Below are 24006 nucleotides of genomic sequence, written 5' to 3'. Positions count from 1 at the left end.
AGCCCCTCGCTTCCAACTTATGGAACGACTTCCCCTGTCTTCCTCAATTCTTCCCACCTCCAGAACGGGTGCCCCCGAGGCCGCCCAGGTTCCGCACAACAGTTCATCCCTGCGCCGCTTCCGCTTTGCCGTGTGGCTGGCCTTCGCGCTGCTCGCCTCGCTGATCGTCGGCGTGGCCCTGTCTCTCATCCGCTTTGACCGGGAACAAGCCCTGCAGCGGGCGGAATCCGAACTCCTGAGCCTTACCCGCGTGCTTGAAGAGCACGTGGCACGCAGCTTCGGCGAGACCGAATCCGCCATATCCGAAATCGCCGGCCAGATTGCCCAGCGTGGCAGTCTGGACGCATTTGGCGAGCGGGAGCTGCAGATCCTGCTGCGCCAGCGCACCAACACCCTGCCCGAAGCTGACTTTCTGTTTGTGGAGCGGGAGGACGGCAGCCTGGCCGCAGATTCGAGCAGGCCAGCAGAGGGCGCCCCACCCGCCGAAAATGGAACCGGCCGCAAACACGCGATGCCTCCCCAGTTGCGTGACGGCGTGGAGATCGGCAGCCCGACACGCAGCCCTGCCTCCGGCCAATGGGTGACGCCCCTCAGCCGGCAAATCTTCGACCCCCTCGGAAAATATCTGGGCACCGCGGGCGCTGCCATGAGCCACGGCTATTTTGAAGGGGTGTACCGGGAGCTGGGCCTTTCCCCCCAGGACACCATCCTGATCCTGCATGCCAGCCGCGCCATCACCCTGATCCGCTACCCCCAGGCCGACGGGCAGATCGGCACCAGCGTCGCCGACTCCCCGGCCATCGGCGCCGACCTGCAGCAACGCAGCATGATCGTCACGGCCTCCACCGCCGCAGACCCGATCGAGCGCATCACCGCCTACCGCCGCCTGGCCGACCTTCCGCTGATCGTTGCCACCAGTCGGCCGGTGGATAGCGCCCTGATCGATTACTACGAACACCGCGACCGCATCCTCGCTGCCGCCGGCGTCATGCTGGCCCTGCTCGGCGCCCTGGCCATTCTGCTGCACCGGGACACCGTTCGCCGGGATGGGGAGCGCGCCGCCCTGGCCGAGCTCAACGCCACCCTCGAACAACGGGTGCTGCAACGCACCGAGGAGCTCGAGCACTCCAATCGGGAGCTGCTGAGTTTCAGCTATTCAGTCTCCCATGACCTGCGGGCCCCCCTGCGGGCCATCAACGGCTTCTCCCACGCCCTGGCCGAAGACTACGGCGACCGTCTCGACGAAACCGGGCAGAGCTATCTGATCCGCCTGCGCCGGGCCAGCCTGCGCATGGGTGAGCTGATCGACGAGTTGCAGAAGCTGGCCAGCGTGTCCCGCCATACCTTGCGCATCGAACACACCGACGTGAGCGCCATCGCCCATGAGCTCCTCGACGAGCTGGCCGCCACCAGCCCCGGGCGGGTCGTGCAGAGCCACGTGGATACCGACCTGAGCGCCGATGCCGACCCCGTACTGATCCGCAACGCCCTGCAGAACCTGCTGGCCAATGCCTGGAAGTTCACCCGCGACAGCCAGCCGGCCCTGATCCATGTGGGCGGACGCCCCCATGGCGACGAAAAACTCTTTTATGTGACCGACAACGGCATCGGCTTTGACATGGCCCACGCCGCCAAGCTCTTCCAGCCCTTCCAGCAGCTGCACCGGCGGGATGGCTTTGAAGGCTCGGGGATCGGGCTGGCCAGCGTACGCCGGGTGATCGAGCGCCATGGCGGCGCGGTGTGGGCCGAGTCGTCACCGGGCACCGGTACGACCATGTACTTCACGCTCCCGCGCAGCCCGGCGATGGTCCGCCGGCCCCGGGAAAAGCTCAACACCTGAGGGGCCTGACCCTCACACGTAGCGGATCTCGACCACCTCGATCTCGCGCAGGCCGGCCGGGCTGGCAAAACGGATCACATCGCCCTCCCGCGCCTTGAGCAGCGCCCGCGACAGGGGCGCGATCCAGCTGATGCGCCCCTCCGAGGCATTCGCCTCATCCACGCCGACGATCTGGTAGGTCTGCTCCTCCGTCCCGTCGATATCACAGACGGTCACCGTCGCGCCGAAGAACACCTGCTCGGTGTTCTCCTGCTCGGAGGGCGTCACCACCGTCGCACTCTCCAGGCGCTTGATCAGGAAGCGGATGCGCCGGTCGATCTCGCGCAGGCGCTTCTTGCCGTAGATGTAATCGCCGTTCTCCGAGCGGTCGCCGTTGGAGGCGGCCCAGCGCACGGTTTCCACCAGCTGCGGGCGCTCGTCCCGGACCAGGTTGTCGAGCTCCAGGCGCAACACCTCATAGCCCCGGCGGGTCATGTAGTTGCGGGTACCGGGCGGCAGGCTCGGCACCCCTGGCAGAGACTCTTCGTCGTCCTGGTCGTTTTCCTTCACGAAGGCCTTATTCACCCTTGCGAACTCCGGAGATGCTGTTTGGGGGAGACGAATGTTAGGGGCCACCCGCCGGGCTGGCAAGTTGCCGCGGCAGGTGGCCCGCTGGGTGGGTCGAAGTCTCAGTGATAGACGGCCGGCTGGGTCATCAAGGTGTCGTAGTCGGCAATCCAGTTCTCGAAGTCATCCATCTCGGTCGCCGAGGCGCTGATCTCGCGCAACTCCTGGCGAAAGCGGCGGGCCGCCTCGTCACGAAACAGCGTCCCGACCCCTCGCCGCTTGTCGATCACCTCCACCGCGTCGACATTCGGGTAATCCACCACGTAAAGCACCGGATTGTTGAGCATGATGTTCATGGCCGTTCTCCTGATTGCTGGGTTTTGCCGCGTGGGTACTGTCGCTACTGCAGATGGGAACACGAGCGACGGCTTCAAGTTCCCCGGTGGCGTTGTATTTCGACGGCCCCGCGCCTAAGATTCACGGGATCCCGCTCCCAGCCTGCACCCCATCCGGCATGAATGACTGCACAGAACCCGACGCCGACGTAACCAGCCTGTCTTCGCGGCTGGCAGTCCTGTCCACCGAGCATCGGGACCTCGACGCCGTCATCGCCCAGATATCCCAGGCCCCGCCCCCCGACAGCGAGCTGCTGTTGCGGCGCCTCAAGAAACGCAAGCTCCTGCTCAAGGACAGAATCGCCATGATCCAGCGCATGCTCGATCCGGACGTTCCTGCCTGAGCCCTCCCTTCACCCGCCGCCTCCCGACAACGCATGCCCATTCACCGTAACGCCGGGGCCGACACGCTCGCCCTGCACGCCGGCCAGACCCCCGATCCGGTACACCGCTCCCGCGCCACCCCGATCCACTTCACCACCAGCTACGTCTTCGAAGACAGCGAGCAGGCCGCTGCCCTGTTCAACCAGGAGCGAGCCGGGCACGTCTATTCACGCATCTCCAACCCCACCAACGCCGTCCTCGAAGAGCGCATTGCCGCCCTCGACGGGGGTGTAGGCGCCATCGCCTGCGCCAGCGGTCAGGCCGCACTCATGCTGGCCATCACCACACTGATGGGCCAGGGCGGTCATATCGTCGCCTCGCGTTCGCTCTACGGTGGCTCCCACAACCTGCTGGGCTACACCCTGCCGCGCTTCGGCATCCACACCACCTTCGTACCTGCCGGCGACCACCAGGCCTGGCGCGACGCCATCCGCCCCGAAACCCGCCTGCTGTTCGGTGAGTCCATCGGCAACCCCGGCCTCGAGGTGCTCGACATCCCGGCCATCTCGGCCATCGCCCACGACGCCCGCGTGCCGCTGCTGGTGGATGCCACCCTGGTCACCCCGTCGCTGCAGTGCCCGATCGATCTGGGGGCCGATCTGGTCATGCACTCCGCCACCAAATACCTGGGCGGCCACGGTGTCGCCATCGGCGGCCTGCTGGTGGATGGGGGCAGCTTCGACTGGGAGGGCTCCGGCGGCAACTTTCCGACCCTTACCGAGCCCTACGACGGCTTCCACGGCATGGACTTCACCGAAGAGTCGTCCATCGCCGCCTTCCTGCTGCGGGCCCGCCGCGAGGGCCTGCGGGATTTCGGCGCCTGCCTGTCGCCGATGAACGCCTTCCAGATCCTGCAGGGCATGGAAACCCTGGGCCTGCGCATGGAGCGTCACGTGGCCAATGCCCGCCAGCTGGTGGCCCATCTGGTCAAGCACCCGCTGGTCGAGTCGGTATCCTGGCCCGAACTCGACAGCCACCCCGACCACCCATTGGCCGCCCGCCTGCTGCCCAAGGGCTGCGGCGGCGTGTTCAGCTTCAGCCTCAAGGGCGGACGCAAGGGCGGTACGGCCTTCATCGAGGGCCTGCGCCTGTTCTCCCACCTGGCCAACGTCGGCGATGCCAAATCCCTGGCCATCCACCCGGCCAGCACCACCCATTTCCGCATGTCCCCCGAGGCCCTGCTGGCAGCCGGCATCACCGAAGGCACGATCCGCCTGTCCACCGGGCTGGAGACCGCCGCCGACCTGATCGAAGACCTGGACCGCGGCCTCTACGCCGCCCAGAAAGCCACCGCCTGAACCCGCCGCCGATGAAACCCAGCCTCTCCCCCTACCACTACACCGGCGGCCGCAAGACCGAAGCGGGCCGCCCCACGATCCTCTTCATCCACGGCGCCGGGCACGATCACAGCGTGTGGACGCTGCAGAGCCGCCACTTCGCCTCCCATGGCTGGAACGTGATCGCCCCCGACCTCCCCGGCCACGGCCGCTCCGCCGGCCCGCAGCTGGGCAGCATCGAAGCGCTGGCGGACTGGATCATCGATTTCGCCTCCGGACTGAACCTGGGCCCGGTGGCCCTGGCCGGCCACAGCATGGGCTCGCTGATTGCCCTCGAGGCCGCCGCCCGTGCCCCTCAGATGGTCAGTTACCTGATGCTCATCGGCTCGGTCGCTCCGATGCCCGTGGCCGCCCCCCTGCTCGATGCGACCCTCTCGAACCGGGACAAGGCACATGCCATGATCAACCAGTGGTCCTATGCCCCGCGTGCCCAGCTCGGTGCCAGCAGCATCCCGGGCATGAACCTCACGGCCCTGAATGAACGCCTGATGCAGCGCCAGGCTGCCGGCGTACTGCACCAGGACATGGCGGCCTGCAACGCCTACACCGGCGGGTTCGACGCCGCAGCACGGGTGAGCTGCCCCAGCCTGCTGCTCAGCGCGGCCCTCGACCGGATGACCCCACCCAAGGCCACCACGCCGCTGGCGGCCGCGTTCCCGGCCACCACAAACCTCCGCAAGGTCGTCATTCCCGGTGCCGGCCACGCCATGATGTCCGAGGCCCCCGGCGCCGTACTGGACGCCCTGTGGAACTTTGTCGGCGCTTTCCCCTCTTCCGCTCAGGAGCCGTGATGATCTGATCCTGCCCTGCCGGCCATCCCCATCCAAAAAACGATAACGGAGACAAACCATGGCTCAGCACCCTACCCCCGCAGAAGAACAAGCCGGCGCCGGACTGCCCTTTCCCACCATCCGGAGCGTCGGCTTCGGCGCCCCCTTTCAATGGATCGCCCGCGGCTTTTCCGACCTGAAGGCCTGCCCGGTCGCCAGTCTGTTCTATGGCTTCTGCTTTACCGCCATGGGCCTGCTGGTCACCTTCGTGTTCGAACACGCCTACCAGTACACCTCCGCGGTCACCACCGGCTTCCTGCTCCTGGCGCCGTTCTTTGCCATGGGTCTGTATGAGCTGTCCCGCCGGAGGGAACTGGGCCAGGCCTGTGCGCTGGCCCCCACCCTCACGGTGTGGCGCCGCAACGCCGGCAACATCGCGGTCTTTGCCGCCGTCCTGACCGTCATCTTCCTGATCTGGGCGCGGGCCTCGCTGGTCGTCTTCGCCATCTTCTACACCCGCGAGATGCCCAATCTCAGCGGTTTCCTGAGCCAGGTCCTTAGCATGGAGAACCTGGAGTTCCTGCTGGTGTATTGCGGAGTCGGGTTTGTGTTTGCGCTGCTGGTCTTTGCGGTCAGCGTGGTGTCCATCCCCCTGATGCTCGACCGCAACCAGGACGCGGTCACCTCGATGCTCGCCAGCATCCGCGCCCTCGCCGAAAACCCCATGCCGCTGCTGGTGTGGGCTGCCCTGATCGTCGGCCTCACCCTGCTCGGCTTCATGAGCTTCCATCTCGGCCTGGCGGTGCTCATGCCGGTGGTCGGGCATGCCACCTGGCACGCCTACCGGGATCTCGTCGAGCCCCTCAAGCGCTAAGCACGGCTGCGGGCCAGCGCAATCACCGCAGTCAGCACGACGGCACCACCCACGACCTGGATGAGCGTCACCGACTCATCCAGGAAGACGGCGGCGAGCACAAAGGTCACCACCGGCTCCAGCGTCGACAGGGTTGCCGCATCGGAAGCCCCCAGGCGCTTCATTCCTGCAAAAAAGCCCACCATGGCCAGCACCGTGGACACCAGGGCGATGGCCAGCACGCTGCCCCACCCGGCAGCCGACGCTGGAAAACGCGGTGACTCCAGCGCCACCCCCAGGCCGAACACCACGGCCGCCGAGAGCATCACCACCGTCGCCGCCCCAAGGGGCTCCTCCTCCTGCAGCACCCGGCTGCCCACCAGGATATACACCGAATAGATCAGCGCTGCCGCCACGCCGAGGGCGATGCCCAGAGGGCTCCCTCCCAGGCCCGAACCGATGGTGAGGCCGGTGCCCAGCAGCGCCGCCAGCACGGCGGCCGCCCGCAGACGGGTCATGCGCTCCCCCAGGAACATCACCCCGATCACCGTGACGAGGAAGGGATAGAGATACAGCAACAAGGCCACCAGGCCGGCGGAAGCGTGGTTGAGGGCAAGAAAGAAACACAGGGACTGGCCCACATAGCCGACGCCCCCCATCAGCACCAACACCATCCGGTTACGCCCACGGGGCCAGGGGCGCCGGGTTGCCGTCATCACCACGGCCATCACCGCACCGGCAATCAGAAAGCGCAGGAAGAGCAGCGCCGACACCTCGATGCCATCCGCAAAGGCGAAGCGGGCAAAAATCGCCATGGCCCCAAAGGATGCCGCCGACAGCGTCACCAGGCCCGCCCCCCAAATGCGTGAATCCGCCATCACCATCCCCTGCGCTCAAGCCCTGCGCCAAAAAGGGGTCGATGCTGCCGTCCGGATCGCCAGGGGTCAACGCAAACCCGCCCGGGCCGCCCGCGAACACTTGCATCCCGGGCCGGATTGGCCAGAATGTCGGGGCAATGCCCCAAGCACCCCTTGCATCCCGAATGAGGCTTCCATGACTTTCCGCCTAACCCGCCCCCTGGCGCTGCTCGCCCTCGGCTTCGCCCTCCCCCATGCCTACGCTGCCGACACCCCCGCAGCGCCGGCGCTTCCCACCGCCGACATTTCCGTCGAAAGCAGCCGCAGCGCCCCCAACGACCTGTTCCGCGCCCAGGTCTATGCCGAGGCCACCGACGCCAATCCGGGCGATGTGGCCCGCAAGGTCAATGCCATCGTGACCCAGGCCATCAGCACCGCCAAGGGTGTCCCGGCCGTCAAGGTCCGCTCGGCAGGCAACTCGACCTACCCGGTCTACGGCAAGACCGGTCGCAGCATCGAAGCCTGGCGCATGCGCTCATCCCTGGCCCTGGAGAGCAGCGACGCCGCGGCCCTGTCCGAGCTCCTCGGCAAGCTGCAGCAGAGCATGGCGGTGGCCGGACTGAGCGCCGCCCCCTCGCCCGAGACCTGGAAGAAGATCGAGGATGAGGCCATCGCCGATGCCCTCGGCGCCTTCGAAGGGCGCGCCCGGCTGGTGGCCGGCAGCCTTAAGAAGAAGTGGAAGATCAAGCACCTGAGCATCAACACCGGGGGCATGCAGCCCAAGTACCCGGTGGCCTATGCCCGCGCCGCCATGATGGCCGACGCCGCCCCGGCACCTGCCCCCATCGAGGCCGGCGACAGCCCGGTGACAGTCAATGTCAGCGGTCAAATCGAGCTGATTGAATGATTGCCCTGATCCAGCGAGTCCTTGAAGCCCGGGTGACGGTGGCCGGGCAGACCGTGGGGGAGATCGGGCCGGGCCTGCTGGCCCTGGTCGCCGTCGAGAAAGGCGACCAGCCGGCCAACGCCACCCGCATGGTGGAGCGCCTGCTGGGCTACCGGGTGTTCTCCGACGACGAGGGGAAGATGAACCGCTCCCTTACCGATACGGGAGGCGGGCTCCTGCTGGTTTCCCAATTCACCCTGGCGGCCGACACCGCCAAGGGCACCCGGCCCAGCTTCACGCCGGCCGCCGCGCCTGCCGACGCAGAGCGCCTCTTCAATGAACTCGTCACCCTCGCCCGCCAACGCCACCCGGTGGTGGCCACCGGCGAGTTCGGTGCAGAGATGACGGTTTCCCTGGTGAATCATGGCCCGGTCACCCTTCGGCTTACGGCCTGAACGCTGGGCGGCCCTGCTGCTGACTGCGGTACTGGTCGGCTGCAGCCAGACACCGCCACGGCAGGCCGGAACCCCCGTTCCCCGCACGGCACCGCCGGCAGGCGGCTGGTTTGCCCTGCCGAGCCACGACCACGCCCAGGAGGTCGTGCTGTATGCTCTGGGCCTGCTCGACACGGGCTACCGCTTCGGCGGGAAGAACCCGGAAGCCGGACTCGATTGCAGTGGCATGGTGAGCTACATCGTCGAACAGGTCAGCGGGCGCAAGCTGCCCTACAACGCCGCCGGCATCGCCGAGCGCACCCGCCCCGTCGCCACCCAGGCGCTGCGTCCCGGCGACCTGGTGTTCTTCAACACCCTGGGCCGGGCCTATTCGCACATGGGCATCTACATGGGCGACGGCAAGTTCATCCACGCCCCCAGCAGCAAGGGCAAGGTGCGGGTGGACCGCCTGGACAGTCGCTATTTTTCCGAGCGCTTCGAGGGCGCCCGCACCCTGTTGCCGGAGGTTTGAACCCCTCCGGCAACGGGGATCAGGCCTCTTCCTTCAGCCAGCGGGCTGCATCCAGCGCGTAGTAGGTCAGGATGCCGTCAGCCCCGGCGCGCTTGAATGCCACCAGTGACTCGAGCACGCAGGCCTGCTCGTTCAGCCAGCCGTTGGCCGCAGCGGCCTTCAGCATCGCGTACTCGCCGCTCACCTGATACACATAGGTGGGCACCTGCAGCTCGCTCTTCACCCTGCGCACGATGTCCAGGTAAGGCATGCCGGGCTTGACCATGAACATGTCGGCCCCTTCCGAGATATCCAGGGCCACCTCGCGGATCGCCTCGTTGGAGTTGGCCGGGTCCATCTGGTAGGTGTACTTGTTGCTCTTGCCCAGGTTGCCGGCGGAGCCCACCGCGTCCCGGAACGGCCCGTAGAAGCTCGACGCATACTTGGCCGAGTAGGCGAGGATGCGGGTATGGATCTGCCGCGCCTGGTCGAGCTCGGCACGGATGCGCGCCACCCGGCCATCCATCATGTCGGAGGGCGCTACCACATCGGCACCGGCCTGGGCGTGGCACAGGGCCTGCCGGGCCAGCACCTCGAGGGTCTCGTCGTTGAGCACGTAGCCCGTCTCGTCGATGAGCCCGTCCTGCCCGTGGCTGGTGTAAGGGTCGAGAGCTACGTCGGTGATCACCCCCAGCTCCGGGAAGCGCGCCTTGAGGGCCTGCACCACGCGGGGCACCAGGCCATCGGGGTTGTAGGCCTCTTCGGCCCCCAGGGACTTCTTGTCCCCCTCCACCACCGGAAACAGGGCCAGCGCCGGCACGCCCAGGGCGACGGCCTCTTCGGCCACCTGCAGCAGGCGGTCCAGGGACATCCGACTCACCCCGGGCATCGACGGCACGGGCTGGACGATCTGCTCGCCCTCCAGCACGAACACCGGGTAGATCAGGTCATCCGTCGACAGGCGATGCTCGCGCATCAGACGACGGGAAAAATCATCGCGGCGCATGCGACGCATGCGGCTTGCAGGAAAGGCAGACTGGACTGGACTCATGAGGATCTCGCGTACTTACATCTGGAAACGAAATGGGGCAGGAACTTTCTTCCCGCATATATGCACAAAGCAGCAGATGGTGCTGAACCGTCTCCCGCTATACCTCCCTGAGCGGGGCCTTGAGCAAGCAAGGCGTTTTTGACCCCCGGCTCCCCTTGCCGGGGGTTTTTCTTTTCAGGCGTCCGGCTCCACGCCAGCGACACAGTACAACTCAAGACCGGATTCTATGCCCAAGCGCCCCTCCGGAACTTGATCCCTGAAAACACAAAACCACTCCGGAGAGTGGTTCTGAGGAATATTGCGGCCTCACCGCCGGGACTTTCAGCCCTCAGTGCGGGATACGCTGCGCGCTCTCCGTCGACTTCTGCCCGCCATCCATTGGCGTACGTACGAGCAGATGCACAGCACAGGTATCCATGACACCTGCCCAATACTCCAGCCACCACGCAAACGGGCCCATGATTGCCTTCCTCTCTGTCTCAAAAGCGGGTTGCAGGTCGGCGGGAGGGGGCTCCTCGTGCCGCCGGCAACTCTTCGGAATGATTTCGTGGAGACAGCTTGCACCCAGGCAGCGGCAGCAGACGAGAAGTAATGCGCAGGCTCCGTCAAACTTTCGTCACGCGGTCGACCAACCGTGATAAAGCACCGCAGCTGGAGTCGCCTGCTATCGGCGGCCTCCTGGCTCAGTCTGGGCTCAGGCGAGGCAGCGGCTCAACTGCCCCTTCGGAACGCTCTGGATCCTGCGCAGCAGCGCATGGGACACATCACGCACCTTGTAGCGGCCGCGCAACTCGTCCTCGAGCCTGAGCACCAGGCTGGCCGCCATCTCGGCGTCGGCCAGTGCCCGGTGATAGCGCCCCGCCACCGGCAGCCCGGCAAAATCGACCAGCACGCCGAGCTTGTGGCTGGGCGCCTGCGGAAAGACACGCCGCGCCACCAGCATCGAACAGGCAAACTCCTGGCTCCGGCGACGGCCGATCCGGGCCAGCTCCGCGTCCCAGAAGCGGCTATCGAAAGCCGCGTTGTGGGCAAGCAGCGGATAGTTGCCCACGAAGTCGGCAACCTGCCCCATCACCACGTCGGCGGCAGGTGCGCTACGCAGCATGGCGTTGGAAATGCCCGTGAGCGCCTCGATGTGTGGGGGAACGCGGACTCCGGCATTCATCAGACTCTGATAGCGATCCACCACCTTGCCGTCCTGCAGGATGACGGCCGCGATCTCGGTGGCCCTGTCGCCCTGGGCAGGCGACAGCCCGGTGGTTTCAAAGTCGATGACGGCGACGGGCTCCATGGCGTGTTCCTTCCCCACAACATCAGATGATCGACGGCCCCACGGCCACCTGGGCGGGCCGTACGCTGAACAAGCCGCGATGCCCGCTGCCGCGGTATGCGGCGGCTTTTGCTCAAGGCATTGGCCGTTCGGCCAACACAAAGCAAAAGGCCAACTCCGAAGAGTTGGCCTTTTGCTTGTTTCTTTGGTCGGGGCGGCGGGATTCGAACTCGCGACCCCTTGCACCCCATGCAAGTGCGCTACCAGGCTGCGCTACGCCCCGACAAGCTGCGCATTATAGACATCGTTTCTAGGTTTGCCAAGCTTATTTTGAATTTTTAGCTCGAGGTCGGAATCAGGAAGTCATCGGAGATCCGGCAACCCAGGTCAAAGATGCGATCGCGGAAGTCTTCCAGGTACTTTCTGAAGCCGCCTTCGAAGATGCGTTCGATGCGGCCGAAGCGCAGGTGCGACTCCAGTTCGCCGGCCAGACGCTCGGTCTCGGCCGACCGGGCGTTGGAGACGCGGGTCAGGTTGGAATGGACTTCCTTCATGCTGCGCGCCAGGGACCGGGGCATGTCGGCGCGCAGGACCAGCAGCTCGGCCACGCGTAGCGGGGTGATCTGGTCGCGGTAGACCTTGCGATACACCTCGAAGGCCGACACGGACTGCAGCAGCGCACTCCACTGATAGTAGTCGGTGGCGTGGGCCTGCTCCTCGTCGGCGCCCGGCAACAGGTTGAGATACTTCACCTCGAGGATGCGCGCCGTGTTGTCGGCCCGCTCCAGGAAAGTCCCCAGGCGGATGAAGCGCAGGGCTTCGTCCTGCAGCATGGTGCCAATGGTGACCCCCCGCGACAGGTGGGAGCGGTACTTGACCCACTCGAAGAATGCACCGGGGCCGGACTCGAGGAGCTTGGCCACGGTGAAGTCACGCATCTTCAGCCAGGTTTCGTTGGAGGTCTCCCACAGCTCCGAGGTCAGGGTGCCACGCACGGCGTGGGCGTTTTCGCGGGTGGCGCGCAGGCAGCGGTAGATGCTGCCCGGGTTGTCCCGGTCGAAGATCATGAATTCGAGGACAGCCTCGGTGGAATAGGCAGGGTGCTTGGCCAGATAGGCGTCCTGCAACTCCATGATCTTGAGCATCCCGGACCACATCGCCTCCACTTCCTCGCCATTCTGCGGCAGGAGGGAGAGACGATAGGTGACATCAAGAATGCGTGCCGTGTTCTCGGCCCGCTCCATGTAGCGGGCCATCCAGAAAAGGTGATCAGCAGTGCGGCTCAGCATGTTTTCAGGCCTCCAGTACCCAGGTGTCCTTGGTGCCCCCGCCCTGCGAGGAATTCACCACCAGCGATCCTTCGCGCAGGGCGACGCGGGTCAGGCCGCCCGGCACCATCTGCACTTCGGTCCCGGAAAGAACAAACGGGCGCAGATCCAGGTGACGCGGTGCGATGCCGCTTTCGACGAAGGTCGGACAATTCGAAAGGGCCAGCGTGGGCTGGGCGATGTATTTCTCGGGGTTGGCGATCAGGTACTTGCGGAAGGTCTCGATCTGCTCCTTGGTCGAAGCCGGCCCAACCAGCATGCCGTAGCCACCTGCACCATGCACTTCCTTGACCACCAGCTCGGGCAGATGGGCCAGGGTGTAGGCCAGGTCTTCCGGCTTACGGCACATGTAGGTGGGCACGTTGTTGAGGATGGGTTCCTCACCCAGGTAGAAGCGGATCATCTCCGGCACATAGGGGTAGATGGACTTGTCGTCCGCCACACCCGTACCGATGGCGTTCGAGACCGTGACACGGCCCGCCCGGTAGGCGTCCAGCAGCCCCGGCACGCCGAGCATGGAGTCCTTGCGGAAGTACTTCGGATCGAGGAAGTCGTCATCCACCCGGCGATAGATCACATCCACGCGGCGCGGCCCCTGGGTCGTGCGCATGAAGACCTGGTCTTCGCTGACGAAGAGATCCTGCCCTTCAACAAGCTCGACCCCCATCTGCTGGGCCAGGAAGGCATGCTCGAAATAGGCGGAGTTGTAAGCACCGGGGGTCAGCACGACCACGGTCGGGTCCGTCACGCCCACCGGCGCGAGGCTGCGCAGGGTGTGCAACAGCATGTCCGGGTAGTGCTCGACGGGCGCGACCCGGTGACGGGCGAACAGCTCGGGGAAGAGGCGCATCATCATGCGACGGTCTTCAAGCATGTAGGAGACCCCCGAGGGCACCCGCAGGTTGTCCTCCAGCACGTAGAACTCCCCTGCCCCGGCCCGCACCACGTCCACACCGGCGATGGCCGCGTAGATGTCGCAGGGCACATTGACGCCCTGCATTTCCGGGCGGTACTGGGCGTTGTTGAGCACCTGCTCGGCGGGGATGTGCCCGGCCTTGAGGATTTCCTGGTCATGGTAGATGTCGTGGATGAAGCTGTTCAGCGCCTTCACACGCTGACGCAAGCCGGCTTCCAGACTCTTCCACTCCTGGGCAGGAATGATGCGCGGGATGATGTCGAAGGGGATCAGACGCTCGGTGCCCGATTCCTCGCCGTACACTGCAAAGGTGATGCCGTAGCGATGGAACAGGGAATCTGCCTCTGCCCGCTTGCGGGCGATGCGGTCTGCCGGAGTCTCGCTCAGCCACGCGGCATAGCCCGCGTAATGCGCACGGACACTCCCATCGTCCGCAGTCATTTCATTGAAGAATTTTGTGATGGCCATTAGCGCTCGCCTGTTATGTTGTGAAGCGGAGATACCACTTTTGGCTTAGCTAAAAGCATGCCAATCAAAAAACCCTTATAAACAAACGACTTTTCGGCATGCCGGAGCGATGTCGCACCAACACAGTGCGAGCGCACCGAACTGGGGAAGCCCCCATGCCGCAACTCGGTGCGCCCCTGCTCCGGTACTTCCCCGAATCCCCTCCCCCGGCAAATCGAGAAAGTCGCCACCGAAATCCCGCGAGCACATCGGAATACGACACAAACCCGTGACGAATCTATTTCTTTAGATATAGACAAGGCCGATACAATCGCGCCCGGTCGCATGTGCGGCCCACAGGATTTCATCATGTCAAAGTCCCTCGCCAAGCCCCTGCTTCTCGCTGCCCTGGTCACCACCGCCCTGCCGGTGTCTGCCGACGACAGCCTGTACGCCCTCAAGCAGATGAGCCTCGACGAACTTGCCGACCTGCGCGTCAGCACGGCCACCCATCGCAGCGAGCGGCTCGAGGATACGGCGGCGGCGATCCACGTCCTGACCACCGAGGACATCCGGCGTTCCGGCGCCACCTCCCTGCCGGAACTGCTGCGTACCGTGCCCGGCCTCAATGTCGCGCGTATCAGCGCCACCGAGTGGGCCGTCAGCGCCCGGGGCTTCAACAACCAGTTTGCCAACAAGCTGCTTGTCATGGTCGATGGACGCAGTGTTTACACACCCTTCTTTTCAGGGGTGTTGTGGGACGAGCTGAACATCGTCATGCAGGACATCGAACGGGTCGAGATCGTCCGCGGGCCGGGGGGTTCCACCTGGGGCGCCAACGCGGTCAACGGTGTCATCAACATCATCACCCGCCATGCCGAGGACACCCAGGGCACCTTGCTGAGCGTCACTGCCGGCGATCTCCAGTCGGAGACGGTCCTGCGCAACGGCTTCAAGGCCGGCGAAAGCGGCCACGCCCGGGTGTGGGCCAAGCTGCATCAGAATGATCGCCTCGCCGGCACGCCGGATGACAGCAGGGACATCCACTGGCGCGGTGGACGGGCCGGCTTTCGCGGCGACTGGGAGATGGGTGGCGGCAGCCTGATGGTCGAGGGGGAGAGCTTTCGCGAGCTGAAGCGCCAGGAGCGCGCCTACTCCGGCGCCCACCTCCTCGGGCAATGGTCGCGGACCAACGGGGAGGCCCGGGACGAGCTGCGGGCCTATTTCAACCGCTTCACCCTCGATCACTGGATGGTGCTCAACAACGGCGCCCGGGCCGAGCTGGACACCTTCGACCTGGGCTATCGCCATCACTTCTCCCCCATTGGCGGGCACAACCTCATTGCCGGTGTGGGCTACCGCAACGTGGCCAGCGACGCCCAGATGACGCCACCGGCCGGTGTCAGCCGCAGCAGCCGCACCGACCAGCTGTTCAGCGCCTTCGCCGAAGACACCCTGGCCCTGGCGGAGCGTCTCCAGCTGACGGTCGGGGTCAAGGTGGAGCGCAACGAATTCACCGGCGTCGAATGGCAACCTTCCGCACGCATGCGCTGGACCCCGACCAAGGGCAGCACCCTGTGGGCGTCGGTGGCCCGCGCCGTGCGCACCCCCTCCATCATCGAGGACAGCGCACGCCTGACCTCGTACATCGAACCCCGCGCCTTCACCAACGGCCTGCCCCTGTTCGTCAACTCCGCCGGCAACCCCAATCTCAACGCCGAACGACTGATCGCCTACGAGCTGGGCTATCGGGCCCAGGTCAGCCCCCGGCTGAGCTTTGACGCCAGCGTCTTCCTCAACGACTACGACCGCCTGCTGACCGTCGACATGATCGGTTCCCCACGTCTGGTGCCCAGCCTGCCCAGCCCCTACCTCACCTGGAACGCCCTCGCCGGCAACGCCCTGAAAGGCAAGGCCCGCGGCTTCGAGCTGTCGATGGACTACCGCCCCGCCGATACCTGGCGCGTTCAGGCCAGCTACACCCACCTCGACATCAACATGGCCGCCCTGCCGGGCAACGCCGAGATCAACCCCCTGCGGGCGGCCGGCGAATCACCGACCCACCAGGCCATGCTGATCTCCCGCCACGATCTGCGCCACGACGTGGAGCTCGACCTGCAGGCCCGCTATGTCAGCGCCCTGCGCACCTACAGCATCCCGGACTATCTGACCGCAGACCTGCGCCTGGGCTGGCGCGCCACCAGCCGTCTCGACCTGGCCCTCAACGGGCGCAACCTCATTGGCCCGGCCCGCAAGGAGTTCGGCACCAACCTGGTCAATGCCAGTGACGCCTACCTGATCCCAAGGGAATACTACGTCACCGCCAACCTGCGCTTCTGACCCCCGCCTTGCTGCACACCGGCTTGCCGCCTCTTCTCGCCCGTCTGCGCCCCCGCGTCGCGGGCGCGTTGCTGCTGCTCGCCCTCGCGCTGCCGCTGCAGGCCGGGGACGCGAGCCCGACAGCCTTTGCCGAGAACGAGGTCAAGGCGGCTTTTGTCTATAATTTTGCCCATTTCGTGCGCTGGCCAGAAGGGCACAACCTTCGCCCCGGCGAGCCTTTCCGCTACTGCGTGCTCGACGATACCCTGGCCCCGCTTCTGGCCAAGGCCGTTAGTGGCGAGACCCTGGATGGACACCCCCTCGTCGTACAGCGCCAGCCCGAGTCACGCAATTTCCAGGAATGTCATTTGATCTATTTCGGCGACCAATCCGCCATCGGCCCCGCGTCCCAGACGGAACTGCTCCGGCGCCTCAGCGGCCCGATCCTCACCGTCAGTGACCAGCCCGGCTTTGCCGCCCGCGGGGGCATGATCACCCTGACCCACAAGCGCGGGCGCATCCACCCGGTCATCAACACCGACGCCATCGAGCGGACGGAGCTCCGGGTCAGCGCCAAGCTGCTCAACCTCGCCACCCTGACCCGCGACGGCAAGGGAAGCGCCCCATGAAGCGCCTCGGCGAATACCCGATCAAGCGCCAGGTGGTGCTGATCGCCCTGATCACCACCACCCTGGGCCTGGTCGTCGCCCTGATGCTGTTGGTTTACAGCGAACTGCAGACCGCCGCACGAGCCATGCAGGACAACGCCAACGTGCTGACCCGCCTGGTGGGCGTCAATAGCACGGCCGCCGTCAGCTTCCAGGATCCGGACGCCGCCCAGGAGATCATCAACGCCCTGGGCAGCGCGCCGGACGTCATCGCCGCCACCCTGCGCACCCCCGAGGGGAAGGTCTTTGCCGAGTACCACAGCGGATTCGCTGCTCACGCTGAAATACTGGCCACCGTCGAGGATCACCACAGCGACGAAACCCACCCCGACGCCCCTTTTGGCTCGCCGCGCCATCCCCTCAGCCTGCTCCTGGGCGCCCCCTTCCTGGAGATCGCCAATCCGGTGATCGTCGGCGGGCGTCAGGTGGGCACCATCGAGGCCTACTTCGACCTCACGCCCCTGCGCGACCTGGTGCACAAGCGCGTGCTCACCGCCTCCGGCGTCCTGCTGGCCGCCTCGCTGCTGGCCTGGTTGCTGGCATCACGCCTGCAGCGCCTGATTGCCAGCCCCATCGAAAACCTCGCCCGGCAGATGCAGCGGGTCTCGGAGACCCGCGACTACGCCCTGCGCGTCAGCCCCGAAAGCCGCAACGAAATCGGTACGCTGATGGACGGCTTCAACACCATGCTCGACCAGATCGAAGCCCGTGACGCACAACTGCGCGTCGCCAAGGAGGCCGCCGAGCACGCCAATCAGGCCAAGTCCCTGTTCCTGGCCACCATGAGCCACGAGATCCGCACTCCGATGAACGGCATCATCGGCATGGCCGAGCTCCTCGCCTACACCCGCCTGGACACCGAACAGGAGCGCTTCGTGGGGCATATCCGCAGCTCGGCCGACAGCCTGCTGCGGGTGATCAACGACATCCTCGACTTCTCCAAGCTCGAAGCCGGCCGCATGACCATCGAGCCCCTGCCCTGCTCGCCCCGGGCCATCGTCGAGGACATCACCGGCTTCTTCCTGCACAAGACCTTCGAGAAGAAGCTCAGCCTGCACAGCCATATCGACGACGATCTGCCCGCCCTGGTAAAGGCCGACCCCGATCGCCTGCGCCAGATCCTCATCAACCTGGTGGGTAACGCCATCAAATTCACCGTCGATGGCGACGTGCATCTCCGCCTCACGCACCAGCCCGTCACCGGCGGCGAGGGCCAGTCCGTCCGGCTCCATTTCAGTGTCGAGGATTCGGGCATCGGCATCGAGCCGGAGATCCTGCCCCAGCTGTTCACCCCCTTCACCCAGGCCGACAACTCCCATGCGCGCCGATACGGCGGCACCGGGCTGGGCCTGGCCATCAGCCATGAGCTCGTCCAGCTCATGGGGGGTGAGATCGGTGCCACCAGCAAGCCGGGTGAGGGCTCCACCTTCTGGTTCAGCGTGGTCGTCCCCGTGCTGGCCATCACACCCGCCAGCACCCCGGCCCCCGAGCCCGCTGCCTCCGGCATGGGCGCTCCCAGCCTGACGGGCCTGCACGTACTGGTCGCCGAAGACAACACCATCAACCAGCTGCTGGCAACCATGCAGCTCGAAGAGCTCCGGTGCACCTCCACAACCGTCTCCAACGGGCGGGAAGCCCTGCAGGCGCTTGGCCGGCAGCACTTCGACGTGATCCTCATGGATTGCCAGATGCCGCTGATGGACGGCTACGAAGCCACGCGACGCATCCGCGCCAGCGAAAAGGCGGGGCAGCACATCCCGATCATCGCCGTCACCGCCAACGCCATGGAGGACGAACGGGACGCCGCCCTCGCCTGCGGCATGGACGATTTTCTGACCAAACCCTACAGCCACCTCGCGCTGCAGGAAATCCTGCTGCGCCTGGCCCGCCCGTCGCCCGCCAACGCCACCTGACCCATTTCAGGGCAAGCAGAAAAAAACCTTGTGGGGCATCGACTTGCCCACGCCCCCCACAACTTGTCCACAGGCTTTCCCACCATCCCTGTGGGCAAACCCCGGGCCTGTGCAAGAATGCACGCCCCCGTCCCATGGCATCCTCATGAGCCCACCGGCAAGCAATCAACCCCTCCCGACCGCCCCGCCGCCCCTAGTCTATGCGCCGCCCGCGGGCATGCCACACATCCTCTTTGCCGATGAGGCCCTGCTGGTGATCGACAAACCCGCCGGCCTGCTGTCGGTACCCGGGCGTGGCCCCGGCCATGCCGACAGCCTGGCCGGCCGGATACAGGCCGAATACCCGGACGCCCGCATCGTCCACCGCCTCGACATGGCGACCTCGGGTCTGCTCGTGATGGCACGGGGGCCTGAAATGGAACGCCGGCTCAGCATTGCCTTCCAGCAACGGCAGGTCGACAAACGTTATGTGGCCGTAGTGGCCGGACGACCGCAGCCGGAGCAGGGAGAGATCAGCCTGCCCCTGATCACCGACTGGCCAAACCGGCCCAGGCAGAAAGTGGACCTGGAAAGCGGAAAACCATCCCTGACAGCTTATTGGGTTGTGGACCACGACGGCGCAACCCACACCAGCCGGGTTGAACTCCAGCCCCACACGGGGCGCTCACACCAGCTGCGGGTCCATATGATGTCCATCGGACATCCCATCCTGGGCGACGATCTTTATGCCGACCCGGCCAGCCGGGCCGTCGCTCCGCGCCTGCTGCTCCATGCGACGCTGCTGGGCCTGACCCACCCCGGCAAGGGCTGCCGGATGGAATTCACCAGCCCGGCCCCGTTCTGAACGGCCTGGCCGACACAGAGCAACAGAAAACCCCTCAGCCCTGGCGGAAAGCGATCACGTGGTCCGCCTCCAGGCGCACCCCGATCTTTTCGCCCAGGGCATGGTTGTGATGGGACGGGACCAGCGACAGCACCTCCGCACCACTGCCCAGCCTCAGGGTGTACATGATGTCGGCGCCGCGGAAGGCCTTGTGCAGCACCTCGGCCCGGGCCGGGCTGGCGTCGTCGTGCACCACGTCGTCCGGGCGCAGCAACACCTCCACCGAACAGCCCTTGGCGCAGGCCCGGCAACCCCGGCTGCACTCCACCGGCACACCCGAGTTGAGCATGCCGAGCTCGATCTGCACATGGCGCTCATCCAGCACCTCGCCCGGCAAGAAGACCCCCTTGCCGACAAAGTCCGCCACAAAGCGGTTGCCCGGCCGGTGATACAGGTTGTAAGGCGTGTCCCATTGCTGGATGCGCCCCTCCGACATCACGCCGATCTCGTCCGCCATCGCAAAGGCCTCGTGCTGGTCATGGGTCACCAGCACCGCCGTCATGCCTTCCTTCTTGAGGATCTCCCGCACCTCCACCGACAGGCGCTCACGCAGATCCACGTCCAGATTGGAGAAGGGTTCGTCCAGCAAGACCAGCTCCGGTCTCGGCGCCAGCGCCCGGGCCAGGGCCACGCGCTGCTGCTGCCCCCCAGACAGCTCATGGGGGTATTTCCGGCCCAGTCCGCCCAGGCCCACCGTGGCCAGCAGCTCGTCGACCCGCGCAGCGCGCCCAGCCGCCGACATGGCGCCCAGGCCAAAGCCCACGTTGCGCTCCACGCTGAGATGGGGAAACAGGGCGTAGTCCTGGAAGACCATGCCCACCTGCCGCTTCTCGGGGGGAACCCGGTGCCCCGGAGCGCTCACCACCGCGCCATTGATCCGGATCTCGCCGCCGACGACATCCTCGAAGCCGGCGATGCAGCGCAGCAGGGTGGTCTTGCCACAACCGGACGGCCCCAGCAGGCAGGCGATGCTGCCCTGCTCGAGCTGGAAGTTAACCCCATTCACGATGGTCTGGCGGCCATAACGCTGGACAACCGCCCTGAGTTCTAGTTTGGACATGGGATCGATTATAATTCGCAATAAGCCGAAAAATCTCATGACCGAACAACACTTTCGCCACCGCTCCGGACGCTTATCCCCGCTTGTCGTCTTCGCCTTTGCCGTGGCGCTGCTGGCCGGCCTCCCCGTCGCCAGTGTCGGTTTCAACCTGTTCCTCGGTGGCACCAGCGCCACCTGGTCCCACCTCGCTTCCACCGTCCTGTCCGAATACGTCCTCAACTCCCTGGCCCTGTGTGCGGGCGTGGGGCTGGGGGTCGCCATCGTCGGCATCGCCACCGCCTGGCTCACCGCCATGCACGACTTTCCTGGACGCCGGATCTTCGAATGGGCGCTGGTGCTGCCCCTGGCGGTCCCGGCCTACGTGATGGCCTATGTGTATACCGACTTCCTGCAGTTCGTCGGTCCGCTGCAGACCGCCCTGCGGGATTTCTTCGAGTGGCGGCGCGGTGACTACTACTTCCCCGACATCCGCACCCTGCCCGGGGCCATGCTGATGTTCGTGTTCGTGCTTTATCCCTACGTCTATCTTCTCGCCCGCACCGCCTTCCTGGAGCGGGCCGGGGGCGTGCTGGAAGCGTCCCGCACCCTCGGCATCGGCCCCTGGCGGGCTTTTTTCACCGTCTCCCTGCCCCTCGCCCGCCCGGCCATTGCCGCCGGCGTCGCCCTGGCGCTGATGGAAACCCTGGCGGATTACGGCACCGTCGCCTACTTCGCCGTCAACACCTTCACCACCGGCATCTACCGCGCCTGGTTCTCCCTCGGAGACCGGGTCGCCTCAGCCCAGCTGGCGGCCATGCTGCTCGGTTTCGTGCTGCTGCTGGTGGCCATGGAGCGCATCACCCGCGGCCGCGCCCGTTACCACAATACCTCCAACCGGCATCGCCCCCCTCCCGGGCGCCTCAAGGGCGGCGCCGGTCTGCTGGCCATGCTGACCTGCCTGCTGCCCCTGTGTCTCGGTTTCCTGCTGCCCGCAGCCCTGCTCCTGCGCATGGCCCTCGGCGAGGGCGACAGCCAGTTCGGTGAGCGCTTCCTGATGCTGGCCCGCAACAGCTTCACCCTGGCGGGCCTCACCGCCCTCATCGCCGTGGCCCTGGCCGTGCTGCTGGCCTACAGTGCCCGCCTCTCCAAGACCCTTCTGAGCAAAGGCCTCAACCGCCTGGTCGGCCTGGGTTACGCGGTGCCCGGCACGGTGATCGCCGTGGGCGTGCTGATCCCCGTCACCCGGCTCGACAACTGGCTGTCCGGCCAGTGGCAGGCCTGGTTCGGCAGCAACCCCGGGCTGCTCCTCACCGGCGGCATCGCGGCGCTGATCTATGCCTACCTCGTGCGCTTCCTCGCCGTGGCCCTGCAGACAGTGGAAGCCAGCCTCTCCAAGATCACCCCCAGCATGGACGATGCAGCCCGCAGCATGGGCCTGGGCCAGGGCGAGACCCTGCGCCGCGTGCATGTGCCCATCCTGCGGGGCAGCCTGTTCACCGCCAGCCTGCTGGTCTTCGTGGACGTGATGAAGGAGCTGCCCGCCACCCTGGTGATGCGCCCCTTCAACTTCGACACCCTGGCCACCCAGGCCTATGTGCTGGCGTCCGACGAACGCCTCACCGAAGCCTCCACCGCCGCCCTGGCCATCGTCGCCGTCGGGTTGCTGCCTCTCATCGCCCTGTCCCGACAGATCTCCCGCACCCGCAGATAAACAGGCTTGTCCGAGGGGCTACAGCGACAGCCCGCGGATGTAGCGATACTCCTGGGTCTCGCCCGAGTAGCCCCAGGCATCGGCGGGCAGATCGTGGATGGCGACATAGCTTGCCGGGTGCAAGTCCGCCAGGCGCGCCGCCAGCGCGCCGAAGGCTTCACGGATGAAGGCCGCCTTCTGTGCCTTGGTGTTGGTCCCCTCAGTGACACGGATCTCCAGCACGGCCCCGGACTGCCCCGGCGCCAGAGCCTGGCCGCCCACGAACCAGTGGTCCAGCGGCACCCGGTTGATGCTGACCACGGTCAATGATTCCTTCTTGCCGAGCAACTCCACGGTCAAGCGGGTCAGTGTGGCAGCCACTTCAGCCACCGGCAGTGCGTCGGCTGCGGCATAGGACAGGTTCAGGTAAGGCATGCGCATCTCCTCGAAAAATGAAATCAGGCAAGGCGTTCCCGGCGACGGGAAAGCTCCAGCAGAACGGCACTGCACAGCAGGGCCACCGATGCTGTCAGCACCGGCATAGCAAAGCCCCCGCCCGGCCCCCGCAGCGCCACCAGCAAGGGCCCGAACACCTGGCCGACGCCGTAGCAGGCGGTGATCAGGCCGATGCGGCGCGCCGTCGCCCGCGGGTCCGGCACCCGGGCCAGCCACTGGGACAGGCCCGCTATCCCCATGAAGGTCGCGCCCAGCAACGCCGCACCCGCCATCGCTGCGGCCACCCCATCCACCAGCACCGGCAGGGCCACCCCCACCGCCTGGACCAGGGTGGCGCAGATCAGGGCCGGATAGACCCCCCAGCGGAACGACAGGCGCACCCAGAACAGGGTTGCCGGCAAGGCCGCCAGGCCCACCACCAGCCAACCATCCAGCGCCGCGCTGGCAGTGCCGGCCTGACCGCGCAACATCAGCGGCAGGAAGGTGGCATTGACGATGTAGCCGAAGCCCGCCAGGCCATAGGCAGCGGCCAGCCAACCCATCGGCGGCCCGCTGGCACCCGCCCCGTCAGCCCTATCCACAGGCAACTCCGGGCGACCGAGGGGTGCCAGCACTGCGGCCACCACCATTGCCCCCAGGGCCGCCACCACACCCAGCCAGCGCCAGCCCTCGAGGGCGCTTCCGACCACGGTCATGTGCCGGGCCAGCAGCGCCGACACCACGATGCCGCTGCCCACACCCATGTAATGCAGCCCGCTCCAGCCAGCGGCCTGGCAAGCCGCCAGACTGCGCAGCACGATGCCCGTGGCGTACACGTACACCGCCGCGCTCGCCACTCCCGACAGAAAGCGCAGCCCGCACCACAGGGGGAAGCCCAACTCCAGCCCCATCGCCAGAGTAGTCACCACGCTGACCGCCAACCCCGCCAGCAGGCGGCGCGCGGCATTCGCCCGGCGACTGAAGGCAGCCCACAGGGCACCGGCCAGGTAGCCCAGGTAGTTCGATGCCGCCAGCAGGCCGCCGCTGGCTACGTCCAGCAGCCCTTCGTCCCGCATCTGGGGCAGCAGCGCCGTAAAGGCGAAGCGGCCAATGCCCATGGCCAGCAGCAGCGCCAGAAAGCCGGCTACCGCAATCGACAGCGGCCCGGGGAATCGCAGCAAACCGGCGAGTGATCGGGAGAGATGGCGCATGACGCTGCCCCTGTTGATGGATG

23 protein-coding genes and 1 tRNA gene are annotated in these 24006 nt (G+C 66.2%); 13 read left to right on the top strand and 11 right to left on the bottom strand.

The features are described from left to right. Positions 1 to 19: 19 nt before the first annotated feature. The gene (locus tag L6Q67_RS17840) at positions 20 to 1840 is read left to right on the top strand and encodes an ATP-binding protein (protein WP_296572588.1); all 1821 of its coding nucleotides are present in this window, start codon (positions 20 to 22) and stop codon (positions 1838 to 1840) included. A gap of 12 nt (positions 1841 to 1852) precedes the next feature. Here the strand turns inward: L6Q67_RS17840 and greB are convergent, their stop codons facing one another. Both greB and L6Q67_RS17830 read right to left on the bottom strand, forming a co-directional pair. After that, complete coding sequence (gene greB, locus L6Q67_RS17835) at positions 1853 to 2404, bottom strand: transcription elongation factor GreB (protein ID WP_296572583.1); 552 nt, start codon at positions 2402 to 2404, stop codon at positions 1853 to 1855. A gap of 104 nt (positions 2405 to 2508) precedes the next feature. Next, a complete protein-coding gene (locus tag L6Q67_RS17830) occupies positions 2509 to 2742 on the bottom strand; it encodes a DUF3567 family protein (protein WP_296572580.1) in 234 nt (77 codons plus the stop codon). 158 nt (positions 2743 to 2900) lie between these two features. On the opposite strand from L6Q67_RS17830, the gene L6Q67_RS17825 reads away from it, so the two are divergent. The 4 genes from L6Q67_RS17825 to L6Q67_RS17810 are packed head-to-tail and all read left to right on the top strand — an operon-like array spanning position 2901 to position 6146. Continuing rightward, a complete protein-coding gene (locus L6Q67_RS17825; RefSeq protein WP_296572577.1) occupies positions 2901 to 3125 on the top strand; it encodes a DUF465 domain-containing protein in 225 nt (74 codons plus the stop codon). A gap of 33 nt (positions 3126 to 3158) precedes the next feature. Further along, on the top strand, positions 3159 to 4463 hold the full coding sequence (locus tag L6Q67_RS17820) for an O-acetylhomoserine aminocarboxypropyltransferase (RefSeq protein WP_296572567.1): 1305 nt from the start codon (positions 3159 to 3161) through the stop codon (positions 4461 to 4463). Between the two features lie 11 nt (positions 4464 to 4474). Next, a complete protein-coding gene (locus L6Q67_RS17815; protein WP_296572563.1) occupies positions 4475 to 5293 on the top strand; it encodes an alpha/beta hydrolase in 819 nt (272 codons plus the stop codon). A 58-nt stretch (positions 5294 to 5351) separates the two neighbouring features. Continuing rightward, a complete protein-coding gene (locus tag L6Q67_RS17810; RefSeq protein WP_296572559.1) occupies positions 5352 to 6146 on the top strand; it encodes a DUF2189 domain-containing protein in 795 nt (264 codons plus the stop codon). Here L6Q67_RS17810 and L6Q67_RS17805 read toward each other — a convergent pair. Continuing rightward, entirely contained in the window at positions 6143 to 7003 is an 861-nt protein-coding gene (locus tag L6Q67_RS17805; RefSeq protein WP_296572557.1) for a DMT family transporter, read from the bottom strand. The genes L6Q67_RS17810 and L6Q67_RS17805 overlap by 4 nt on opposite strands. Positions 7004 to 7178: 175 nt before the next feature. Between L6Q67_RS17805 and L6Q67_RS17800 the strand changes: the two genes are divergently transcribed. Genes L6Q67_RS17800 through L6Q67_RS17790 form a run of 3 tightly spaced genes read left to right on the top strand, consistent with a single transcriptional unit; the run spans position 7179 to position 8834 of the window. Further along, a complete protein-coding gene (locus L6Q67_RS17800) occupies positions 7179 to 7889 on the top strand; it encodes an SIMPL domain-containing protein (RefSeq protein WP_296572554.1) in 711 nt (236 codons plus the stop codon). Next, positions 7886 to 8323, top strand: a complete 438-nt coding sequence (dtd, locus tag L6Q67_RS17795; RefSeq protein ID WP_296572552.1) for a D-aminoacyl-tRNA deacylase — start codon at positions 7886 to 7888, stop codon at positions 8321 to 8323. The genes L6Q67_RS17800 and dtd overlap by 4 nt, the downstream gene beginning before the upstream one ends. Beyond that, the gene (locus tag L6Q67_RS17790) at positions 8292 to 8834 is read left to right on the top strand and encodes an NlpC/P60 family protein (RefSeq protein WP_296572550.1); all 543 of its coding nucleotides are present in this window, start codon (positions 8292 to 8294) and stop codon (positions 8832 to 8834) included. The genes dtd and L6Q67_RS17790 overlap by 32 nt, the downstream gene beginning before the upstream one ends. Before the next feature lie 19 nt (positions 8835 to 8853). Here the strand turns inward: L6Q67_RS17790 and hemB are convergent, their stop codons facing one another. The 5 genes from hemB to L6Q67_RS17765 all read right to left on the bottom strand — a co-directional run bounded on the left by hemB (position 8854) and on the right by L6Q67_RS17765 (position 13846). After that, positions 8854 to 9864, bottom strand: coding sequence for a porphobilinogen synthase (gene hemB, locus L6Q67_RS17785; protein ID WP_296572547.1), 1011 nt, complete (start codon positions 9862 to 9864; stop codon positions 8854 to 8856). A 694-nt stretch (positions 9865 to 10558) separates the two neighbouring features. After that, positions 10559 to 11155 carry a PolC-type DNA polymerase III gene (locus tag L6Q67_RS17780; RefSeq protein WP_296572545.1) on the bottom strand — a complete coding sequence of 199 codons (597 nt, stop codon included), beginning with the start codon at positions 11153 to 11155 and terminating at the stop codon, positions 10559 to 10561. A gap of 185 nt (positions 11156 to 11340) precedes the next feature. Next, positions 11341 to 11417: transfer RNA gene (locus tag L6Q67_RS17775), tRNA-Pro, on the bottom strand. 55 nt (positions 11418 to 11472) lie between these two features. Next, entirely contained in the window at positions 11473 to 12423 is a 951-nt protein-coding gene (locus L6Q67_RS17770) for an alpha-E domain-containing protein (protein WP_296572542.1), read from the bottom strand. A 4-nt stretch (positions 12424 to 12427) separates the two neighbouring features. After that, a complete protein-coding gene (locus tag L6Q67_RS17765; RefSeq protein ID WP_296572539.1) occupies positions 12428 to 13846 on the bottom strand; it encodes a circularly permuted type 2 ATP-grasp protein in 1419 nt (472 codons plus the stop codon). Positions 13847 to 14194: 348 nt separating this feature from the next. On the opposite strand from L6Q67_RS17765, the gene L6Q67_RS17760 reads away from it, so the two are divergent. The 4 genes from L6Q67_RS17760 to L6Q67_RS17745 all read left to right on the top strand — a co-directional run bounded on the left by L6Q67_RS17760 (position 14195) and on the right by L6Q67_RS17745 (position 19569). Continuing rightward, the gene (locus tag L6Q67_RS17760; RefSeq protein WP_296572536.1) at positions 14195 to 16165 is read left to right on the top strand and encodes a TonB-dependent receptor; all 1971 of its coding nucleotides are present in this window, start codon (positions 14195 to 14197) and stop codon (positions 16163 to 16165) included. 23 nt (positions 16166 to 16188) lie between these two features. Then, the gene (locus L6Q67_RS17755; RefSeq protein ID WP_296572533.1) at positions 16189 to 16773 is read left to right on the top strand and encodes a YfiR family protein; all 585 of its coding nucleotides are present in this window, start codon (positions 16189 to 16191) and stop codon (positions 16771 to 16773) included. Beyond that, on the top strand, positions 16770 to 18725 hold the full coding sequence (locus L6Q67_RS17750) for an ATP-binding protein (RefSeq protein WP_296572531.1): 1956 nt from the start codon (positions 16770 to 16772) through the stop codon (positions 18723 to 18725). The genes L6Q67_RS17755 and L6Q67_RS17750 overlap by 4 nt, the downstream gene beginning before the upstream one ends. 217 nt (positions 18726 to 18942) lie before the next feature. Next, on the top strand, positions 18943 to 19569 hold the full coding sequence (locus L6Q67_RS17745) for a pseudouridine synthase (RefSeq protein WP_296572528.1): 627 nt from the start codon (positions 18943 to 18945) through the stop codon (positions 19567 to 19569). 34 nt (positions 19570 to 19603) lie between these two features. On the opposite strand, the gene L6Q67_RS17740 is transcribed toward L6Q67_RS17745, so the two are convergent. Further along, positions 19604 to 20668 (bottom strand): ABC transporter ATP-binding protein, encoded by a 1065-nt coding sequence (locus L6Q67_RS17740; protein ID WP_296572525.1) that lies wholly within the window; start codon positions 20666 to 20668, stop codon positions 19604 to 19606. A 37-nt stretch (positions 20669 to 20705) separates the two neighbouring features. On the opposite strand from L6Q67_RS17740, the gene L6Q67_RS17735 reads away from it, so the two are divergent. Beyond that, the gene (locus L6Q67_RS17735; protein WP_296572522.1) at positions 20706 to 22358 is read left to right on the top strand and encodes an iron ABC transporter permease; all 1653 of its coding nucleotides are present in this window, start codon (positions 20706 to 20708) and stop codon (positions 22356 to 22358) included. 18 nt (positions 22359 to 22376) lie between these two features. Here L6Q67_RS17735 and L6Q67_RS17730 read toward each other — a convergent pair whose 3' ends face one another. Together L6Q67_RS17730 and L6Q67_RS17725 are read right to left on the bottom strand one after the other, a co-directional pair. Then, positions 22377 to 22772 (bottom strand): 4-oxalocrotonate tautomerase family protein, encoded by a 396-nt coding sequence (locus L6Q67_RS17730; RefSeq protein WP_296572519.1) that lies wholly within the window; start codon positions 22770 to 22772, stop codon positions 22377 to 22379. A gap of 23 nt (positions 22773 to 22795) precedes the next feature. Beyond that, positions 22796 to 23983 carry a YbfB/YjiJ family MFS transporter gene (locus L6Q67_RS17725; protein WP_296572516.1) on the bottom strand — a complete coding sequence of 396 codons (1188 nt, stop codon included), beginning with the start codon at positions 23981 to 23983 and terminating at the stop codon, positions 22796 to 22798. Positions 23984 to 24006 lie beyond the last annotated feature (23 nt).

Source organism: Zoogloea sp., assembly GCF_023150065.1.
Lineage (GTDB): Bacteria > Pseudomonadota > Gammaproteobacteria > Burkholderiales > Rhodocyclaceae > Zoogloea.
The sequence above is the reverse complement of the archived record's forward strand: the minus strand, read 5'-3'. Positions and strand labels throughout refer to the sequence as shown.

Excerpts from the sequence above, each read along its gene's own strand:
- L6Q67_RS17825 (WP_296572577.1), top strand. The coding sequence starts at position 2,901 with ATGAATGACTGCACAGAACCCGACGCCGACGTAACCAGCCTGTCTTCG.
- L6Q67_RS17725 (WP_296572516.1), bottom strand. The coding sequence starts at position 23,983 with ATGCGCCATCTCTCCCGATCACTCGCCGGTTTGCTGCGATTCCCCGGG.
- hemB (WP_296572547.1), bottom strand. The coding sequence starts at position 9,864 with ATGAGTCCAGTCCAGTCTGCCTTTCCTGCAAGCCGCATGCGTCGCATG.
- L6Q67_RS17830 (WP_296572580.1), bottom strand. The coding sequence starts at position 2,742 with ATGAACATCATGCTCAACAATCCGGTGCTTTACGTGGTGGATTACCCG.
- L6Q67_RS17745 (WP_296572528.1), top strand. The coding sequence starts at position 18,943 with ATGCCACACATCCTCTTTGCCGATGAGGCCCTGCTGGTGATCGACAAA.
- L6Q67_RS17770 (WP_296572542.1), bottom strand. The coding sequence starts at position 12,423 with ATGCTGAGCCGCACTGCTGATCACCTTTTCTGGATGGCCCGCTACATG.
- L6Q67_RS17740 (WP_296572525.1), bottom strand. The coding sequence starts at position 20,668 with ATGTCCAAACTAGAACTCAGGGCGGTTGTCCAGCGTTATGGCCGCCAG.
- L6Q67_RS17780 (WP_296572545.1), bottom strand. The coding sequence starts at position 11,155 with ATGGAGCCCGTCGCCGTCATCGACTTTGAAACCACCGGGCTGTCGCCT.
- L6Q67_RS17735 (WP_296572522.1), top strand. The coding sequence starts at position 20,706 with ATGACCGAACAACACTTTCGCCACCGCTCCGGACGCTTATCCCCGCTT.
- L6Q67_RS17815 (WP_296572563.1), top strand. The coding sequence starts at position 4,475 with ATGAAACCCAGCCTCTCCCCCTACCACTACACCGGCGGCCGCAAGACC.
- L6Q67_RS17765 (WP_296572539.1), bottom strand. The coding sequence starts at position 13,846 with ATGGCCATCACAAAATTCTTCAATGAAATGACTGCGGACGATGGGAGT.
- L6Q67_RS17820 (WP_296572567.1), top strand. The coding sequence starts at position 3,159 with ATGCCCATTCACCGTAACGCCGGGGCCGACACGCTCGCCCTGCACGCC.
- L6Q67_RS17800 (WP_296572554.1), top strand. The coding sequence starts at position 7,179 with ATGACTTTCCGCCTAACCCGCCCCCTGGCGCTGCTCGCCCTCGGCTTC.
- L6Q67_RS17810 (WP_296572559.1), top strand. The coding sequence starts at position 5,352 with ATGGCTCAGCACCCTACCCCCGCAGAAGAACAAGCCGGCGCCGGACTG.
- L6Q67_RS17730 (WP_296572519.1), bottom strand. The coding sequence starts at position 22,772 with ATGCCTTACCTGAACCTGTCCTATGCCGCAGCCGACGCACTGCCGGTG.
- L6Q67_RS17790 (WP_296572550.1), top strand. The coding sequence starts at position 8,292 with ATGGCCCGGTCACCCTTCGGCTTACGGCCTGAACGCTGGGCGGCCCTG.
- L6Q67_RS17840 (WP_296572588.1), top strand. The coding sequence starts at position 20 with ATGGAACGACTTCCCCTGTCTTCCTCAATTCTTCCCACCTCCAGAACG.
- L6Q67_RS17805 (WP_296572557.1), bottom strand. The coding sequence starts at position 7,003 with ATGGCGGATTCACGCATTTGGGGGGCGGGCCTGGTGACGCTGTCGGCG.
- L6Q67_RS17760 (WP_296572536.1), top strand. The coding sequence starts at position 14,195 with ATGTCAAAGTCCCTCGCCAAGCCCCTGCTTCTCGCTGCCCTGGTCACC.
- dtd (WP_296572552.1), top strand. The coding sequence starts at position 7,886 with ATGATTGCCCTGATCCAGCGAGTCCTTGAAGCCCGGGTGACGGTGGCC.
- L6Q67_RS17750 (WP_296572531.1), top strand. The coding sequence starts at position 16,770 with ATGAAGCGCCTCGGCGAATACCCGATCAAGCGCCAGGTGGTGCTGATC.